Genomic DNA, 17,469 nt, shown 5'->3' on the forward strand with positions numbered 1-17,469 from the left:
TCCCACAGGCGGCGCCAGCCCATGCCGAAGCGTCAGCATCACGTCAACTTAGAATAAAAATTGTTCTCAGTTGTATTGTTATGAGGGTTGCTTCTCCATGCTCTTCGACGCATCGCTGCCGTCTCCGCGCCGCCCAGGGGCGGTCCCGATTGCCTGGGTACTTCTGCTGAGCACGACCGCAGCGTCGGCCCAGGTACCGGCGGTTTCATCGGCTGCGAACACCTTGCCGACGGTGCGTGTCGATGCCGAGGCGTCGGCCGAGACCGCCACCTCGCCAGTCATCGGCTACCGCGCCAAGCGCAGCGCCACGGCCACCAAGACCGACACGCCCCTGGCCGAGACGCCGCAATCCGTGACCATCGTGACGCGCGACCAGATCGTGGACCAGGGCGCCACGAACCTGCAGGACGCGCTGGGCTATGCCGCCGGCGTGCGCTCGGACGCCTACGGCCTGGACTCGCGCAACGATGCCGTGCGCGTGCGCGGCTCGACGCCCGACGTCTACCTCGACGGCCTCAAGCAGGCCTATGGCTACTACACCAGCACCACCCGCACCGACCCCTACACGCTCGAACGGCTGGAAGTGCTGCGCGGACCGTCCGGCATGCTCTTCGGCGCCGGCACGGCCGCAGGCGTGGTCAACATGGTCAGCAAGCGGCCCTTGTTCGAGACGCAGCGCGAAGTGGGCGTGCAGCTGGGCAGCTGGAACCGCCGCCAGCTGCAGGCCGACCTGACCGGCCCGCTGAATGCCGAAGGCACGCTGGCCTACCGGCTGATCGCCGTCGCCCGCAAGTCCGACACGCAGGTCGACCATGTGCCGGACGATCGGCAACTGCTCGCACCCTCGCTCACCTGGCGGCCCACGGCCATGACGTCGCTGACCCTGCAGGGCCTGTGGCAGCAGGACAAGAGCGGCAGCTCGTCGCAGTTCTTCCCGTGGCAGGGCACGATCCTGCCCAACCCGAATGGCCGGCTGCCCACAGACCGCTTCATCGGCGAGCCCGGCGACCACTACGACAGCACGCGCCGCACCTTCGGCTGGCAGTTCGAGCATCGCTTCAACGACCAGTGGGCCGTGCGGCAGAACTTCCGCGTGGCGCGCAACGTGAACGACGCGCACTACACCTATGGCGACTTCTTCACCATCCCCGGCGGCTGGGGCGCGGACCCGATCGGCCAGCGCCGGCTGGGCCGCTACACCGACAGCAGCCTGACCCGCAACCAGATCGCCAACCTCGACAACCATGTCGAGGGCCGCTTCGCCACCGGCGCGCTGCAGCACACGCTGCTGGTCGGCGCCGACTTCTCCCGCCAGCACGAGCGTGTGTGGCTGGGCACGAGCTACAGCACCATCGACGCCTATGCGCCGGTTTACGGCAATGTGCAGTCGCCGGTGCGCGCGCCGCTGCCGCGCACCGAGCAGCGGCAGTCCGGTGTCTACGTGCAGGACCAGATGAAGCTCGGCCGCTGGACCTTCGTGGCTGGCCTGCGCCACGACAGCACCCGCAGCCAGTCCGACGGCAGCGAGGCGCAGCGCGACTCGGCCAATACCCGGCGCTTCGGTCTGCTCTACGGCTTCGACTCCGGCTGGGCGCCGTACCTGAGCTATGCCGAGTCCTTCACGCCGCAGTCGCCGCGCCTGGGGCAGACCTTCAGGCCCTTGCGGGGCGAGCAATGGGAGGCCGGTGTGCGCTACGAGCCGCAGGGCCGCGCACTGGCCTTCAGCGCCGCCGTCTACGACCTGAAGGAAAAGAACCAGATCGTCCAGACCCTGCCGAGCGTCTTCGACCAGTTGGGTGCCACCCGCACGCGGGGCGTGGAACTGGAGGCCAAGGGCTCGCTCACGCGCGACCTGGATGTGGTGGCCCACTACAACTACACCGACCTCGACGCGCTGCTGGAGGGCCTGCCGCGTCACCAGGCGAGCGTCTGGGCCAAGTACCGCTTCGCCATCGCCGGCACGCCCGGCTTCTCGGCCGGCGCGGGCGTGCGCTACATGGGCAGCTTCCGCGACACCTCGGGCGGCGCCGCCGGGCCGCAGATCCCGTCGGTGGCGCTGCTGGACCTCGTCTTCGCCTACGAGACCGCCCAGTGGCGCTACGCCCTCAACGTGAACAACGCGACCGACAAGGTGTACTACAGCACCTGCCTGTCGCGAGGCGATTGCTGGTGGGGCGCCCGCCGCAACATCGTGGCCAGCGCCACCTACCGCTTCTGATCGGCATCGCCGGGACCCCACGACATGCGCATGGACAGCAAGACCATCAAGACCTGGGCCTGGGTGCACAAATGGAGCAGCCTCGTCTGCACGGCATTCATGCTCCTGTTGTGCCTCACGGGCCTGCCGCTGATCTTCCACCACGAGATAGGCCATCTGCTCGGCACCGAGGTGGAGGCGCCGAAGATGCCCGCCGACACGCCGCGCGTGAGCCTGGACCGGGCGCTCGAAGTCGCCCGCGCCCAGCATCCGGACCGGGTGGTGCAGTTCGCCTCTCACGACGAGGACAGCGAGGACATCTGGTTCGTCACCCTCACGCCCACGCCGGCCCCCACCGACGATTTCCGCTCCGTGGCCGTGGACGCGCGCACCGGCCAGGTCCTGGCGCAGCCGCGCTTCGACCAGGGCTTCATGTGGATCATGTTCAAGCTGCACGTGGACCTGTTCGCGGGTCTTCCGGGCAAGCTCTTCCTGGGGCTCATGGGGCTCTTGCTGCTGGTGGCGCTGGTCAGCGGCACGGTGCTGTACGCGCCCTTCATGCGCAAGCTCGAATTCGGCACCGTGCGGCGCGACAGACGGCCGCGCGCCAAGTGGCTGGACCTGCACAACCTGCTGGGCATCGTCACGCTCACCTGGGCCTTCGTGGTGGGTGCGACCGGCATGATCAACACCTGGGCCGACCTGGTGATCAAGTACTGGCAGCACGACCAGCTGAGCGCACTGCTGGCGCCCTACCAGGGGCAGCCGCTGGTGCCGGTGGCCGAGCGCGCACCGCTGCAGCGGGCGCTCGAGGCCGCCAAGGCCCAGGCCCCCGACAAGCGCCTGTCCTTCATCGCGTTCCCGGGCACGGCGTTCTCGAGCCCGCACCACACCACCTTCTTCCTGCGCGGGCAGGAGCCGCTCACCTCGCGGTTGCTGCAGCCGGTGCTGGTGGATGCGCGCACGGCCGAGGTCACCGCGGCGCCGAAGCTGCCCTGGTACGTGACGGCGCTGCTGGTGTCGCAGCCGCTGCACTTCGGCGACTACGGCGGCATGCCGATGCAGATCCTGTGGGCGCTGCTCGACATCGCGACCATCATCGTGCTGGGCAGCGGCCTCTACCTGTGGCTGCGCAAGGGCGATCCGGCGCATGTGCACCGGTCACAAGCCAAGGCGGGCGCCCCCTCGGCCAACGCTGAACGCCCCGCGCCCCTGCAGCCGCAGCCCGTGCAGGCACGCACGCGCCTGGAGTCCCCGCGATGAGCGCCCGTCTGGCGGATGCCACGGGGCATCGTGGGGCGAGCGTCGCCGATGGCGCTCCAGCGAATCCGGGCGCCGAGCGTCGTGCCTGGGGCGGCATGTGGGGCTGGCCGCTCGTCTTCGGCGTCTCGACCGCCATCGGCCTGGTCTCTTCGCTGTTCAGCGATGGCGGCTTCGGCGACTGGCTGGGCTGGCTGACCCTGGGTGCGCCCGTGGCCGCCTGCCTCTGGTGGGGCTGGCTGCGGCGTTGAGTCGTCACGATCCGCCGACGCACGAGGCGGCTGCGGCTGCGCCACCGTCGCGCGTGCCATTGCGTCCCACGGTCGACCGGGCACGGCAATAGGCGCCTGCACCGACGCGGCCGGGCGTCGGCCTCCCGCAGAATGCCCGCCCATGAATACATGGCGCATGGCGAAGACGGTGGGGGTGGTGGTGGCGACGGCCCAGGCGGGGGTGGCCGCCGCGCAGGTGTCGGTGGCCGGGCAACTGCCCGAGGTGACGGTGAGCACGCCCAGCGGCTCGCAGCCGGTCTTTGCCGTGCCGGGCTCGGTGGATCGCGTCGAGGGCGCCGATCTGCGCGACAACCGGCTGGGCGCGCAGCTGAGCGAAGGTCTGGGTGCCGTGCCCGGCCTGCAGATCCGCGACCGGCAGAACTTCGCGCAGGACCTGCAACTGTCCATCCGCGGCTTCGGCGCCCGCTCCACCTTCGGCGTGCGCGGCGTGCGGCTGTATGTGGACGGCATTCCCGCCACGCTGCCCGACGGCCAGGGCCAGACCTCCAACATCGACATCGCCTCGCTGGAGCGCATCGACGTGCTGCGCGGGCCGTTCTCGGCCCTGTACGGCAATTCGTCCGGCGGCGTGGTGCAGGCCTTCACGGCGCCGGGCGAGGCACCGGCCAGCCTGTCGTACAGCGTGGCCGGCGGCAGCAACGGCACCTGGCGCACAGGCCTGGTCGGCAGCGGCAAGCAGGGCGCCGTCGACTGGCGGCTGAGTGCCAGCCGCTATTCGACCGATGGCTGGCGCGCGCATTCGGCCGCGCAGCGCGACCTGGCCAACGGCCGCGTGGGCATCGACCTCGACCAGGGCGGCAAGCTCACGCTGGTGTTCAACCGCGTCACGCTCGATGCGCAGGATCCGCTGGGTCTCACGGCGCAGCAGTTCGCCACCGCGCCGCGCAGCGCGGATCTGGCGACGCAGTACGACACCCGCAAGACGGTGACCCAGAGCCAGGCCGGCGCGGTGTTCGAGCAGCCGCTGGGCGCGCAGCAGTCGCTACGGGTGATGCTCTACGGCGGCGAGCGCGGCACCACGCAGTACCAGTCGATCCCGCCCTCGGCGCAGCAGAACCCGCGCCATGCGGGCGGTGTCATCGACCTGGACCGCCACTATGCCGGCGCCGACCTGCGCTGGACGGGCAAGTTCGACCTCGCTGGCCGGCCCTTCGAGCTGGTCGCCGGCCTGGGCTACGACAGCCTGCGCGAATGGCGCCGCGGCTACGAAAACTACCTGGGCAGCGCCGCGCAGCCCCTGCTGGGCGTGCAGGGCCGGCTGCGCCGCAACGAGCGCAACGAGGTGTTCAACGTCGATCCCTATGCCCAGGCCACCTGGCGCTTCGCGCCCGACTGGTCGGCCGAATTCGGCGTGCGTCGCAGCCGCGTGCACTTCGATTCGCAGGACCGCTACATCACGGCGGCCAATGGCGACGACAGCGGCACCGCCACCTACAGCCGCACGCTGCCCGTGGCCTCGCTGCGCTGGACGCCGATGCGCGACCTGGCGCTGTATGTGTCGGCCGGCCGCGGCTTCGAGACGCCGACGCTCAATGAGCTCTCGTACCGGTCGGACGGCGTGGGCGGCCTCAACTTCGGTCTGCGTCCGTCGGTGAGCGACAACGTCGAGTTGGGCGCCAAGGCCCGGCTGGCCGGTGGCATGCTCACGGCGGCGCTGTTCCAGACCCGCACGAAGGATGAGATCGTCACCGACACCAACGTCGGCGGCCGCTCCACCTTCCGCAATGCCGGGCGCACCGAGCGCAAGGGCGTCGAACTCGGCTGGCAGCACGAGACCGAGAACCACTGGCGCACGCAGCTGGCCTACACCTGGCTCGACGCGCGCTACCAGGACGCCTTCTGCACGCCCTCTCCCTGCAGCGCTGCCAACCTCGTGCCGGTCGGCCGTCGCCTTCCCGGCGTGGCCAGTCAGTCGCTGTATGCGGCCTACGGCTGGATGCCGCCGCAGGGCTGGCGCGCGGGCGCCGAGTTGCGCGCCGTCGCCAAGGTCTGGGCCAATGACCTGAACACCGCGCGGGCGCCGGGCTATGCGGTGGCGGCCATCCACGCGGGTTACGTGCTCAAGCTCGGTCGCTGGGACCTGAACGCCTTCGTCCGCATCGACAACCTGTTCGACCGGCGCTATGCCGGCTCGGTGATCGTCAACGAAGGCAATGCGCGCTATTTCGAGCCGGCGCCGGGGCGGACGTGGACGGTGGGGATGGGCGGGACCTACAGCTTCTGACGCGGCGGTTCACGCAGCGCTTCGGCAGGAGCGCCGCAGCCGATCTGCCCGCAAAAAGAAGAAAGCCGCCGGGGCGACCCGGCGGCTTTCTTCATCGGGAGCGCAGGGAAGGACCGCCGATCAGTGCGCCTCCGCCTGCCGCGCCGCGGCGATGCTCGCCGCTTCGTCATGCCGCGCGCCGTTCAGGAACAGGTTCAGCACCACCGCCGTGATCGAGGTCAGCAGGATGCCCGACTCGATCAGCGGGTGGATGCCGTGCGGCATCCACTGCTTGAAGTTGGGCGCCAGCAGCGGAATCATGCCGATGCCGATGGAGACGGCCACGATCATCGCGTTGTGGCGGTTGGTCTTGAAGTCCACGCCGCTCAGGATGCGGATGCCGGTGGCCAGCACCATGCCGAACATCACCAGGCCCGCGCCGCCCAGCACCACCGTGGGCAGCGACTCCACCAGCGCCGCCATCTTGGGCAGCAGGCCCAGCACGATCAGGATCACCCCGCCGGCCACGCAGACGAAGCGGCTCTTCACGCCCGTCACGGCCACCAGGCCCACGTTCTGCGAGAAGCTGGTGTACGGGAAGGTGTTGAAGATGCCGCCGATCAGCGTGCCCAGGCCGTCGGTGCGCAGGCCGCGCGCCAGGTCCTGCTGGCTCACCTGGCGGTCGGTCATCTCGCCCAGTGCGAGGAACATGCCGGTCGACTCGATCATCACCACGATCATCACCAGCGTCATGGTGAAGATCAGCACCGGGTCGAAGATGGGCATGCCGAAGTGGAAGGGCAGCACCACGTCTACCCAGGCGGCCTTGGCCACCTTGTCGAAGGTCATCAGGCCCATGGCCGCCGCCGCGATGGCCCCGATGACGATGCCCAGCAGCACCGAGATGTTGGCGACGAAGCCCTTGGCGAACTTCACGATGAGCAGGATGGACACCAGCACCAGCGCCGAGATGCCCACGCCGGACAGGTCCGCGTACTTGGGGTTGGGCACCGTGGGCATCAGCGCGATGCCCTTGGGCGCCGGTGGCAGCGAGGAGCCGGGCGACGTGACATCGGCCAGCCACTTGGCATAGGCCGGGTCCACCACGGCCGGAGCCGTCGGGCCCACCGGGTTGCCGAAGATCCAGTTGATGCCCACGCGCATCAGCGTGATGCCGATGACCGCGATGATGGTGCCGGTCACCACCGGCGGAAAGAAGCGCAGCATGCGGCTGACCAGCGGCGCGATCAGGATCGAGACGATGCCCGCGCCGATGATCGAACCGAAGAGCAACTGCGCCCCGGCCTGGCCCGGGTTGCCGTTGGCGATGGCCACCATCGGCGCCACCGAGGCGAAGGTCACGCCCATCATCACCGGCAGGCGGATGCCGAACCACTGCGTGGCGCCCAATGCCTGGATCAGCGTGACCAGGCCGCAGCAGAACAGGTCGGCCGAGATCAGCAGCGCCACCTCCTGCGGGCTGAGCTTGAGCGCACGGCCCACGATCAGCGGCACGGCGACGGCGCCGGCATACATCACCAGCACATGCTGCAGGCCCAGCGCGGCCAGCTTGCCACTGGGCAGCTTCTGGTCGACGGGGTGGACGGACAACGAAGCAGACGAACTCATGGGCACGGACTCCTCGCCCTCAACGTGGGGGCTGGCGCGAAGCATAGAGAAAGCCAAAAATCGTCAAAGACGGTCAATCCGATAATTCAATCGCGTCTGCCGATCAATGGGCGCGGAAAGGGCGGTTTCCCTTGGCAATCAAGTCTTCCTTGCCGGAGCTCAGGGTTTTCCTGGCTGTGGCCGAAAGCGGTCACTTCACGCGGGCGGCGGAGCGCCTGGGCATGTCGCAGTCCTCGCTGAGCGCGGCACTGGGCAAGCTGGAGCGGGAACTGGGCGCGCGCCTGTTCGACCGCCACACCCGCGCCTGCCGCATGAGCGATGCCGGCGCCGCGCTGCTGCCGGCCGCGCGCCGGCTGGTGGCCGACTGGGACCACCTGGTGGCCGATGCGCAGGACTTCGGCCGCTTCGCCCGTGGCCGGGTGGCGGTGGCGGCGCCCAATGCGCAGTGCGCGCTGCTGCTGCCGCCGGTGATCCGCGCCTTCGGCGAGTCGCATCCCGGCGTGCGGGTGGTGCTGCACGATGTGCCCGAGCACGAAGTGCATGCCCTGGTGCGCAGCGGCGCCGCCGACCTGGGCATCGCCACGCAGACCGATGCCCGCACCGACCTGGTGGCCTCGCCCCTGCAGTCGGACGAGTTCGTCGCGGTGATGGCGCCCGACCATCCGCTGGCCGCGCGCCGGTCGCTGGAGTGGTCGCAGCTGGCGCGGTCGCCGGTGATCGGCTACCTGCCCGGCAACCCGGTTCGCACGCTGCTTGAGGAAAAGCTGGCCGCCCGCGGCATCGCGCTGGACTATGCCTTCGAGATCGCGCTGCCCTGGACCATGATGGGCCTGGCCCGCGAAGGGCTGGGTGTGGCCGTGGTGACGATGGCGCTGCGGCCGCTGGCGGTGTGGCATGGGCTGGAGGTGCGCACCGTGGGCCGGCCGCAGGTGGCGCGCATGCTCACGCTGCTGAGGGCGCCGGCCCATTCGCCGTCACCGGCGGTGGCGGCCTTCCGCGAGCAACTGATGGCGGCGACCGGGGCGCGGCTCTGAGCCGGCCTCAGGCGTCTTCCGCGGCGATGCCCACGCCCAACAGCCCTTCCAGCAGCGCCGCATCCTGCGCCAGCGCGGCGCTCGGGCCGGCGTGGACCACGGTGCCGCGCTCCAGCACGATGGCCTCGTGCGTCATCTCCAGCGCCAGCACCGGGTGCTGCTCCACCACCACCGACGCCAGGCCTTCGCCTTCGCACAGCTGGCGGATGGCGGCGGCCAGCTCTTCCACCACGATGGGCGCCAGGCCTTCCATCGGTTCGTCCAGCAGCAGCAGCGACGGGTTGGTCATCAGCGCCCGGCCGATGGCCAGCATCTGCTGCTCGCCGCCGGAGAGCTGATGGCCCTGGTTGCCGCGCCGCTCGTGCAGGCGCGGGAAGAGACCGTAGACGCGCGCCAGCGTCCACGCGCCAGGCCGCGCGATCACGCGCAGGTTCTCCTCGACGGTGAGTGAGGGAAAGACCTCGCGTTCCTGCGGCACCCAGCCCAGGCCGGCGCGGGCGCGGCGGTGCGGCGCCCAGCGCGTGATGTCCTGGCCCTGCCAGCGGATGGCGCCGCGCGTCACGCGCGTGTGGCCCATCAGCGTCTCCAGCAGCGTGGTCTTGCCCACGCCGTTGCGGCCCAGGATCGCCAGGCTGCGGCCGGGCGCGAGCGAAAAGCTCAGCCGGTCGAGGACCACCGCCTGGCCGTAGCCGGCGACCACACCATCGAATTCGAGCTGCGGCGCTGCTTCAGCCATGGACGGCCTCCGGCGCGTGCTGCGCGACGGGCAGCCGCGCGTGGGCCCGGCCCAGGTACACCTCGCGCACCCGCGGGTCGGCGGCGATCTCGGCCGGGCTGCCTTCGGTCAGCAGTTGGCCGGCCACCAGCACCGAGATGCGGCGGGCGAAGCGGAAGACGAGTTGCATGTCGTGTTCGATGAACAGCACCGCCACGTCGGCGGGCAGGGCGGCGACGGCATCGAAGATCTCGCCGCTCTCGTCCTTGGGCACGCCGGCGGCGGGCTCGTCCAGCAGCAGCACGCGTGGCCGGGTGGCCATGGCCAGGGCGATCTCCAGCAGGCGCTGCTTGCCGTAGGCGAGTTCGGCCACCGGCACATGGGCCAGGTCGCCGAGGCGCAGCAGGGCCAGCAGGCGCTCGGCCTCGTCGTGCAGCGGTCGATAGCGGGCGACGGGCTTCCACCACACGGCGCCGATGCGCTCGCGCTCGGCCAGGGCCAGCAGCACCGATTCCATCGGCGTCAGCCGCGGGAAGAGGGCGTTGATCTGGAAGGTGCGCGCCAGCCCGCGGCGCACCCGCGCATCGGAGGACCAGGCGGTCACGTCCTGCCCGTCCAGTTGTACGCGGCCTTGCGAGGGCTTGAGCACGCCGGTCAGCAGGTTGATGAGCGTGGTCTTGCCGGCACCGTTGGGGCCGATCAGCGCATGGCGGTCGCCGGCGGCGAGCGACAGGTTCACACCGGACACGGCCTGGAAGGCGCCGAAGCGGACGCTGAGGTCGTGGGTGCTGAGCAGAACGGGGCCAGTCATGGCGAACTCCCCTCGGGTCGATGGCCCACAAGCCGTTCGGGCTGAGCCTGTCGAAGCCGGGTCACGATCATGGCGCTCGCGCCGTTCTGCCCTTCGACAGGCTCAGGGTGAACGGATTTGAAGTTGCAGGTCCTGCTCACGCCGCACCCCCCGCATCCCGGCGCCGGCCTTGCGTCAGCCGCGCCAGCAGACCCATCAGCCCCCCGCGCCCCACCAGCACGGCGCCGATCAGGAACAGCCCCAGCCAGAACATCCAGTACTGCGGATTCATGTCCGCAAAGCGGTCGTGCACCAGCATGTAGACCACCGCGCCCAGCATGCCGCCGTAGAGCCGCCCGGTGCCGCCCAGCACCAGGATGATCAGCACCTCGGCTGAGCGGTTGAAGCCGATGGACTCGATGCCGACGAACTGCGTGGTATGCGCCAGCAGCGCACCGGCGACGGCCGCCACGCCGGCCGAGAAGGCATAGGCCATGCGCAGCCGCGCATCCACCGGCGTGCCCAGCGCCAGCATGCGCTTGCGGTTGTCGTGGATGCCGCGCAGCGCCATGCCGAAGGGCGAGCGCAGCACCCGCCGCACCACCAGGAAGACGCCCAGCACCACCACGAAGCTGTAGATGAAGGCCGTGCGGCCGAAGAAGTCGAACTCGAAGCGGCCCAGCAGCGGCGATACCGCCATCCCTTGCAGGCCGTCGGTGCCGCCGGTGATGGCCGACAGGCGATTGGCCAGCTCGTACAGCAGCACGCAGACGGCGATGGTGATCATGAGCCGCGCCAGGTCGGTGCCGCGCACCACCAGCCAGCTCAGCAGCCAGCCCAGCGCCAGGCCCACCGCGAGTGCCACGGCCAGTCCGCTGATCGGCTCGCCCCAGCCATGCTTGGCCAGCAGGCCCGCCGCATAGGCGCCGGCGCCGAAGAAGGCGGCATGGCCCACCGTGAGGATGCCCGCATAGCCCAGCGCCATGTCCAGCGACACGGCGAAGAGGCCGAAGATCAGCACCTGGCTCATCAGCGTGAGCTGCTCGGGCATCAGGAAGAAGCTGCCGGCCAGGGCCGCCCAGAAGGCGACTTCGGCGGCGATCTGGCGGCGCGGCGTCTTCACCGGATGCGCCCCGCCCGAAGGATGTCCGGCTTGCAGGCCGGTTGTGCGTGCGGTGCCGCTCATGCCGTCACTCCCTTGCGCACCACCAGGCCGTGCGGGCGCAGCAGCAGCATCACGATCATCACGCCGTAGATCAGGAAGGCCCCGGTCTGCGGCAGGTAGTACTTGCCGGCCACATCCACGATGCCCACCAGCAATGCGGCGGCGAAGGGGCCGGTGATGGTGCCGGCACCGCCCACGCACACCACCAGCAGGAAGTACACGAGGTACTTCAGCGCGAAGCCCGGCTCCAGCCCCAGCACGCCCAGGCTCAGCGCGCCGCCCAGGCCGGCCAGCCCGCAGCCCAGCGAGAAGGTCAGCAGGAAGAGCCGCTGCACATGGATGCCCGTGCCGGCCGCCACGCGCTGGTTGTCCACCGCCGCGCGCACCATGGCGCCGTAGCGGGTGCGGCCCAGCGCCAACAGCAGCGCGGCCAGCACGGCCAGGCCGCAGCCGATCAGGAACAGGCGGTAGCGGCCCAGCCCCACGCCCGCCACCTCGACCTGGCCCTGCAACCAGCCGGGCAGGGTGAAGGGCTGCAGCGTGGGCCCGAAGAGCCAGGTGAAGGCCGCGATGGAGACGAACACCAGGCCGATGGACAGCAGCACCTGGTCCAACGGATGCGCGCGGTAGAGCCGCCGGTACAGCAGCCATTCCAGCACCGCGCCCAGCAGCGCCGAGGCCACGAAGGCCGCCAGCAGCGCCAGGCCGAAGCCCACGCCGTGGGCATTCATCAGCACCGCCGCCGCATAGCCGCCGGCCATGGCGAAACTGCCGTGCGCCAGGTTGACGAAGTTCATCAGCCCCATGGTCACGGACAGCCCCACCGCCATCAGGAAGAGGAGCATGCCGTAGGCCACCCCGTCGAAAAGCACGACCGCCATCTGCCGCTGTTCCTCCGCGCGCCGCCGGCCCGCCTTACTTGGCTTCCTTGGCCGGGTCCTTCACGCGGTCGAACTTGTCGAACTCCACGTTGACCAGCTGGCCGTCCTTGGTCTTCTCGACCTTGCGGATGTAGACCGTCTGCACGATGTCGCGCGTGGCCGGGTCGATCTCGATCGGGCCGCGCGGGCTTTCGAAGGCGACGCCCTTGAGGGCTTCCATCACCTTGTCGCCCGAGGCTTCGGCACCGGCCTTCTTGTAGGCCAGCTCGATGGCGGTCATGGCGTCGTAGGCGGTGGTGGCGAAGTAGCTCGGACGCAGCTGGGTGCCGAACTCGGCCACGAAGTCCTTCACGAACTTCTCGTTCTTGGCCGACTTGTGGGCGTAGGAGTAGTGGTGCGCCGTCACCAGGCCCAGGGCCACGTCGCCGGTGGCCTGCAGATAGCTGTCGTCGGTGGCCTCGCCGGTGGCGTAGAGCTTGATGCCGGCTTCTTCCATGCCGCGCTCCTTCCAGACCTTGAGGAAGGCCGGCGGCATCACGCCCGAGGGAAAGAAGAAGAACACGGCCTGCGGCTTGGCGTCCTTGATGCGCTGCACGTAGGCCGAGAAGTCGGGGTTGTTCATGGGCGTGCGCACTTCGCCCACCACCTTGCCGCCGCCTTCGGTGAAGGCCTTCTTGAAGGCCGTCTCGGCGTCGGTGCCCGAGGCATAGTCGGCCACCACGGTGTAGGCCTCCTTGACGCCGTTCTTGAGCATCCAGCGGGCCATGGGGTCGGCCATTTGCTGCACGGTGAAGGAGACGCGCGCCACATAGGGCGAGCTGGTGGTGATGCCCGACGAGGCGGCATTCATCACCACCACCGGCACCTTGGCCTGCGCCGCCACGGCGCCCACGGCGTAGGCGTTGGGGCTGAAGTCCAGGCCGGTGAGCACGCTGACCTTGTCGCGCACGATCAGCTCCTGCGCGATGCGCTTGGCGGCATCGGGCGCGGGGCCAGCCGTGTCCTTCTTGACGATCTCCACCGGCCGTCCGGCGATCTTGCCGCCGTGCTCCTTGAGGTAGAGCGCCACGCCCGCGTCGAACTGACGGCCGTAGTCGGCATAGGGCCCCGAGTAGGTGGCGATCAGCCCGATGCGCAGCGGCTCCGCCGCCTGCGCGGCAGCGCCCATCAGGCCCAGGCAGGCAACGGCAATCGCGCCCAGGGCGCTTCTCTTGGTGACGGTCATCGCAGGTTCCTCGTGATTACAGAAAGGCAGAAAGCAAGGTGCAGGCCGAAGCTCATGCTGCCGGTGCCGTCCCCGGAGCAATGCCGGCCAGTGAATCAAAGCCCGTTCGGGCTGAGCCTGTCGAAGCCTGGGCATGTGCGTGTCCAAGCCCTTCGACAAGCTCAGGGCGAACGGGCTCACTGATCGGCGTTGTTCTGAGTGGTGGTGGCGCGGCGAAGTGAGCGAGCGAGTCGGGGTCAACGCTTCAAGCGGTGGCGGCTGTCAGTACATGTCGAAATATTCGCGGTGCTCCCACTCGCTCACCTCCAGGTTGAACCGCGCGATCTCCGCCTGCTTGATGTGGCAGTAGTAGTCCACGAAGGTGCGGCCGAAGCGCTCGACCAGCACCTCGTCGGCCTGCAGCGCGGCCAGCGCGTCGCCCAGCGAGCGGGGCAGCGGCTCGGCCGGCGTCTCGTAGGGGGCGTCGGCGCTGGGGCCGGGGTCGAGGCGGCGGATCATGCCATCGAGGCCGGCATGGATCTGCGAGGCCAGGTACAGGTAGGGATTGGCCGCGGGCTCGCCCACGCGGTTCTCGATGCGGGTGCCGGCATCGCCCGGGCCACCCAGCACGCGCAGCATGGCGCCGCGGTTGTCGCGCGCCCAGATGGCCCGGTCGGGCGCCAGCGAGAAAGGCCGGTAGCGCCGGTAGCCGTTGATGGTGGGGCAGGCCAGCACCGAGGCGCCCACCGCATGGGCCTTGAGGCCAGCCAGCCAGTGCAGGCCCAGCGGGCTCAGGTCGGCCGCGCCTTCCTCCGGGATGAAGGCGTTGGCGCCATCGCCGCGCCGCCGCAGCGACTGGTGCAGGTGCCAGCCGCTGGACATCACGTTCGGGATCTTCGGCCGGCACATGAAGGTGGCGTGCCAGCCCTGCCGCTGGCAGATCTGCTTGATGGCGCTGCGCAGCAGCACCATGGTGTCGGCCGGCATCAGGCCCACGGTCGGGCCGAAGGTCAGCTCGAACTGGCTGGGGCCGAACTCGATCTCCAGCGAGCGCAGCGGCAGGCCCAGCGCGATGAGCTGGTCGTGCAGCACCTGCATCACCGCATCGACGCGGTCGTAGCGCAGCTCGGTGAGGTACTGGTGGCCGTGCGACAGCAGCGACACGCGCGGCGGCTCGCCCGGCTGGCCCGAATCGGCCAGGCCCATGCGCGCATCGTCGAGCTGGAAGACGTGGAACTCCACCTCCAGCCCGGCGACGAAGTCCAGCCCCTCGCGGCCGAGTTCATCCACCGCCTTCTGCAGGATGCGCCGCGTGGCGAAGGGACAGGGGCTGCCGTCGGCCATGTAGGCATCGCACAGCACCCAGCCGGTCTTCTTCGCCCAGGGCAGGATGCGGAAGGTGCCCGGGTCGGCCACCAGCGTGAAGTCGGCGCCGCCCTGCAGCCCGGGCAGGGCGAAGCCGCCGCCGGCGCTGAAGACCGGAAACACGGTCTTGTGCGAGGTGTCCTTGGCCAGCAGGGTGGTCGTCAGGTTGACGCCGCCGCGCAGCGCGCTGCGAGCCTCGCTGGCCACCAGGGTCTTGCCGCGCAGCAGGCCGTGCTGGTCGGGCCAGGCGAAGCGCACCACGTCCACCTCGCCGCTGGCCAGGCGCCGGTCCAGCTCGGCGGCCTGGCGGGCCTGCTCGTCGGTCCACAGGCCGTGGCGGTCCACGAAGCTCGCCATGTCGTTCAGCCTGCCTTGCCGGTGGTCAGCCGGGCGGCGGCCCAGCTGCTCTTGAGGCGGCGCTCGCGGTCGGCCTCGCGCCAGTAGGCGTCGTTGTCGCTGCCGCGGTCGTTCACGCCGTCGATGGAAGGCGGGCCGCTGAAGGCGGCGGCCTGGTCGGCGCCGATGAGCAGCGGCGCCTCGCGCTCGCCGCGCTGCACGCTCTCGATGGCGCGCACCAGCATGCGGCGGAAGGTGATGATGCCCTTGTCGGTGGCGCCCAGGTGCTCGCGGGTGCGGTCCTGGATGGGGCCCTGCGACTCGCAGGCCCACTGGTCGTGCACGTTGATGTCCATGCCCATGCCGGTGAAGGTCTGGCTGGCCTGCTCCTGCACGTCGTAGCCGTACTGGTTGGACTTGTTGCGCCGCGAGACGTAGTCGGGCAGCTCGATGGTGGCCAGGCGCTGGTCGCGCATCTGCTGCTTGTCCACCGGGCCGGTGAAGCTGGTGAAGATGGCGTACCAGTAGGTGTGGGTGTCGTCCACCGGCACGTGCCACTGGGTGATGGTCATCTCGGCGCTCATCGGGATCACGAAGGCCTGCGGGAACATCACGTTGGTCACGCGCACATGGGTGGCCTTTTCATCGAGCTTGCGCAGCGTGGTCAGGCGCATGCCGTATTCGGTGGGCTCGACGGCGATCTCGGGCCGGTCGTATTCGCGCAGCACCTTGGTGATGGGCAGGTCGGAGTCGGCCGAGGCGCCGCGGAACTGCTTGCCGTAGCTCTCGGACGTGTCCTCGTCCTCGAAGAAGCGATGCAGGAAGGAGGCATGGGCCGGGTCCATGCCCACCTCCAGTGCCTGCAGCCAGTTGCATTCCCACAGGCCCTTGAAGGCGAAGGTGTGCGTGCCGGGCGCGACGAAGCAGTCGAACTCCGGAAAGGCCGGCGGCTCGCCGGGGCCGATGTACGCGAAGACGATGCCCGAGCGCTCCACCACCGGGTAGGCGCCCTGTTTGATGCGCGTGCACATCTTGCTGCCCACGGGTTCGGCGGGCGTTTCCAGGCACTGGCCGGTGGCGTCGAACAGCCAGCCGTGGAAGGGGCAGCGCAGGCCGCCGTCCTCCAGCCGGCCGAAGGCGAGGTCGGCGCCGCGGTGCGGACAGTCGCGGTCCAGCAGGCCCAGGCGGCCGGTCTCGTCGCGGAAGAGCACGAAGTCCTGGCCCATCAGCTTGACGGCCTTGAGCGGGCGCGGGCCGTCCAGCTCTTCCAGCAGCGCGACGGGCTGCCAGTAGCGCCGCAGCAGTTCGCCGGCCGGCTTGCCGGGGGCGACGCGGGTCATGAAGTCGTTCTGTTCCTGGGTGATCATGGGCTACTCCATCGAAGGTCTGCACTTCGTTGTATGCAATTGCATGCAGTGTCGGGTCGAACCTTGTGTTCCGTCAATGGCGGGTGTCCGGCCTGGCTGCAAGATGCCGGACCATTTTTCCCTTTGTTGGTGAGGATGGAGCGAGGGAATGCACCAGCGCCGGGCATCGGTGCCGTCGCCGAGGCGATCCTCCTTCTGCATGCAACTTGCGCGCCAAGGTGCGTCATGGGCATGCCGCTGCACGCCGGCGCCTAGAATCCGCCGCAGCTTCGGAACTGCGCCATGGACTCCCAACAATCACGCGTGCTCGTCCAACTCCGGGACATGATCCTCAAGGGCGAATTCGGCCCGGGCGAGCGCCTGGCGGAGATCCCGCTCTCGGAGCGCCTGGGCGCCTCGCGCACGCCGGTTCGGCTGGCGCTGGCGAGCCTGGAGCATGAAGGGCTGATCGAGCCCTCGCCCTCGGGCGGCTACCAGATGCGGGCCTTCACCTCGCGCGAGATTGCCGACGCCATCCGCGTGCGCGGCGTGATCGAGGGCTTCGCGGCCCGCCTGCTGGCGGAGGACGGCGCCTCGCGCCAGCTGCTGCGCCAACTGCACGACTGCCTCGACGAAGGCGACCGCGCCGTCAACAAGCCCACCATGGAGCTGGACGACTACGCCGCCTATGTGGAGATGAACGACCGCTTCCACCGCCTGATCCTCGAAGGCTGCGGCAATGCGGCCGTGCTGCGCACGCTGGAGATGCTGGCCAGTCAGCCCTTTGCCGCGCCCAGCGCCATGCTGCCCATGCAGTCCTCGATGGAAGAGGGCCAGCAGTGGATGCGCCAGGCCCACCGCACCCACCATGCCCTCGTGCAGGCCATCGAGCGCGGCCAGGGCTCGCGTGCCCAGGCGCTGGGCGAGGAGCATGTGGAGATCGCCCGCATGAACCTGGACTACGCACTGGAGCGGCCCGACCTCGCGGCGCAGCTGATGCCGGGCATGCGCCTCGTGGCCGGCAGCCGCGGCCGGAGCTGAAGACCGTCGT

The 17,469-nt window shown here is 69.8% G+C and carries 14 protein-coding genes; 6 read left to right on the forward strand and 8 right to left on the reverse strand.

Annotated features, from left to right (window positions below; translation table 11 throughout):
• The first annotated feature begins 97 nt into the window (after positions 1–97).
• The 4 genes from L0984_RS15260 to L0984_RS15275 all read left to right on the forward strand — a co-directional run bounded on the left by L0984_RS15260 (position 98) and on the right by L0984_RS15275 (position 5,974).
• The gene (locus tag L0984_RS15260) at positions 98–2,218 is read left to right on the forward strand and encodes a TonB-dependent siderophore receptor (RefSeq protein ID WP_234194486.1); all 2,121 of its coding nucleotides are present in this window, start codon (positions 98–100) and stop codon (positions 2,216–2,218) included.
• Positions 2,219–2,248: 30 nt separating this feature from the next.
• A complete protein-coding gene (locus L0984_RS15265) occupies positions 2,249–3,460 on the forward strand; it encodes a PepSY-associated TM helix domain-containing protein (RefSeq protein WP_234194487.1) in 1,212 nt (403 codons plus the stop codon).
• Entirely contained in the window at positions 3,457–3,708 is a 252-nt protein-coding gene (locus tag L0984_RS15270) for a hypothetical protein (RefSeq protein WP_234195063.1), read from the forward strand. Before L0984_RS15265 ends, L0984_RS15270 begins: the two co-directional genes overlap by 4 nt.
• Positions 3,709–3,865: 157 nt before the next feature.
• The gene (locus L0984_RS15275; RefSeq protein ID WP_370646046.1) at positions 3,866–5,974 is read left to right on the forward strand and encodes a TonB-dependent receptor domain-containing protein; all 2,109 of its coding nucleotides are present in this window, start codon (positions 3,866–3,868) and stop codon (positions 5,972–5,974) included.
• Positions 5,975–6,094: 120 nt separating this feature from the next.
• Here the strand turns inward: L0984_RS15275 and L0984_RS15280 are convergent, their stop codons facing one another.
• A complete protein-coding gene (locus tag L0984_RS15280) occupies positions 6,095–7,582 on the reverse strand; it encodes a nucleobase:cation symporter-2 family protein (protein WP_234194489.1) in 1,488 nt (495 codons plus the stop codon).
• 149 nt (positions 7,583–7,731) lie between these two features.
• On the opposite strand from L0984_RS15280, the gene L0984_RS15285 reads away from it, so the two are divergent.
• Positions 7,732–8,616 (forward strand): LysR family transcriptional regulator, encoded by an 885-nt coding sequence (locus L0984_RS15285; protein WP_255697445.1) that lies wholly within the window; start codon positions 7,732–7,734, stop codon positions 8,614–8,616.
• A 7-nt stretch (positions 8,617–8,623) separates the two neighbouring features.
• Here the strand turns inward: L0984_RS15285 and L0984_RS15290 are convergent, their stop codons facing one another.
• The 7 genes from L0984_RS15290 to L0984_RS15320 form a co-directional block, all read right to left on the reverse strand.
• Entirely contained in the window at positions 8,624–9,352 is a 729-nt protein-coding gene (locus tag L0984_RS15290) for an ABC transporter ATP-binding protein (protein WP_234194490.1), read from the reverse strand.
• Complete coding sequence (locus L0984_RS15295; RefSeq protein WP_234194491.1) at positions 9,345–10,142, reverse strand: ABC transporter ATP-binding protein; 798 nt, start codon at positions 10,140–10,142, stop codon at positions 9,345–9,347. The genes L0984_RS15290 and L0984_RS15295 overlap by 8 nt, the downstream gene beginning before the upstream one ends.
• 136 nt (positions 10,143–10,278) lie before the next feature.
• Entirely contained in the window at positions 10,279–11,307 is a 1,029-nt protein-coding gene (locus L0984_RS15300) for a branched-chain amino acid ABC transporter permease (protein WP_234194492.1), read from the reverse strand.
• Positions 11,304–12,167 (reverse strand): branched-chain amino acid ABC transporter permease, encoded by an 864-nt coding sequence (locus tag L0984_RS15305; protein ID WP_234194493.1) that lies wholly within the window; start codon positions 12,165–12,167, stop codon positions 11,304–11,306. Before L0984_RS15305 ends, L0984_RS15300 begins: the two co-directional genes overlap by 4 nt.
• Before the next feature lie 34 nt (positions 12,168–12,201).
• Positions 12,202–13,392, reverse strand: coding sequence for an ABC transporter substrate-binding protein (locus tag L0984_RS15310; protein WP_234194494.1), 1,191 nt, complete (start codon positions 13,390–13,392; stop codon positions 12,202–12,204).
• Between the two features lie 261 nt (positions 13,393–13,653).
• Positions 13,654–15,093, reverse strand: coding sequence for a glutamine synthetase family protein (locus L0984_RS15315; protein WP_234194495.1), 1,440 nt, complete (start codon positions 15,091–15,093; stop codon positions 13,654–13,656).
• A gap of 5 nt (positions 15,094–15,098) precedes the next feature.
• A complete protein-coding gene (locus L0984_RS15320; RefSeq protein WP_234194496.1) occupies positions 15,099–16,439 on the reverse strand; it encodes an aromatic ring-hydroxylating dioxygenase subunit alpha in 1,341 nt (446 codons plus the stop codon).
• Between the two features lie 282 nt (positions 16,440–16,721).
• Between L0984_RS15320 and L0984_RS15325 the strand changes: the two genes are divergently transcribed.
• Positions 16,722–17,459, forward strand: a complete 738-nt coding sequence (locus tag L0984_RS15325; RefSeq protein WP_234194497.1) for a GntR family transcriptional regulator — start codon at positions 16,722–16,724, stop codon at positions 17,457–17,459.
• The last annotated feature ends 10 nt before the right edge of the window (positions 17,460–17,469 follow it).

Source organism: Pseudacidovorax sp. NFM-22 (genome assembly GCF_021401245.1).
Taxonomy (GTDB): domain Bacteria; phylum Pseudomonadota; class Gammaproteobacteria; order Burkholderiales; family Burkholderiaceae_C; genus Xenophilus.

Bases quoted from the DNA above. Each gene is read 5' to 3' on its own strand.
- L0984_RS15260 (WP_234194486.1), top strand. From the start codon at position 98: ATGCTCTTCGACGCATCGCTGCCGTCTCCGCGCCGCCCAGGGGCGGTC.
- L0984_RS15265 (WP_234194487.1), top strand. From the start codon at position 2,249: ATGGACAGCAAGACCATCAAGACCTGGGCCTGGGTGCACAAATGGAGC.
- L0984_RS15270 (WP_234195063.1), top strand. From the start codon at position 3,457: ATGAGCGCCCGTCTGGCGGATGCCACGGGGCATCGTGGGGCGAGCGTC.
- L0984_RS15275 (WP_370646046.1), top strand. From the start codon at position 3,866: ATGGCGAAGACGGTGGGGGTGGTGGTGGCGACGGCCCAGGCGGGGGTG.
- L0984_RS15280 (WP_234194489.1), bottom strand. From the start codon at position 7,582: ATGAGTTCGTCTGCTTCGTTGTCCGTCCACCCCGTCGACCAGAAGCTG.
- L0984_RS15290 (WP_234194490.1), bottom strand. From the start codon at position 9,352: ATGGCTGAAGCAGCGCCGCAGCTCGAATTCGATGGTGTGGTCGCCGGC.
- L0984_RS15295 (WP_234194491.1), bottom strand. From the start codon at position 10,142: ATGACTGGCCCCGTTCTGCTCAGCACCCACGACCTCAGCGTCCGCTTC.
- L0984_RS15300 (WP_234194492.1), bottom strand. From the start codon at position 11,307: ATGAGCGGCACCGCACGCACAACCGGCCTGCAAGCCGGACATCCTTCG.
- L0984_RS15305 (WP_234194493.1), bottom strand. From the start codon at position 12,167: ATGGCGGTCGTGCTTTTCGACGGGGTGGCCTACGGCATGCTCCTCTTC.
- L0984_RS15310 (WP_234194494.1), bottom strand. From the start codon at position 13,392: ATGACCGTCACCAAGAGAAGCGCCCTGGGCGCGATTGCCGTTGCCTGC.
- L0984_RS15315 (WP_234194495.1), bottom strand. From the start codon at position 15,093: ATGGCGAGCTTCGTGGACCGCCACGGCCTGTGGACCGACGAGCAGGCC.
- L0984_RS15320 (WP_234194496.1), bottom strand. From the start codon at position 16,439: ATGATCACCCAGGAACAGAACGACTTCATGACCCGCGTCGCCCCCGGC.
- L0984_RS15325 (WP_234194497.1), top strand. From the start codon at position 16,722: ATGGACTCCCAACAATCACGCGTGCTCGTCCAACTCCGGGACATGATC.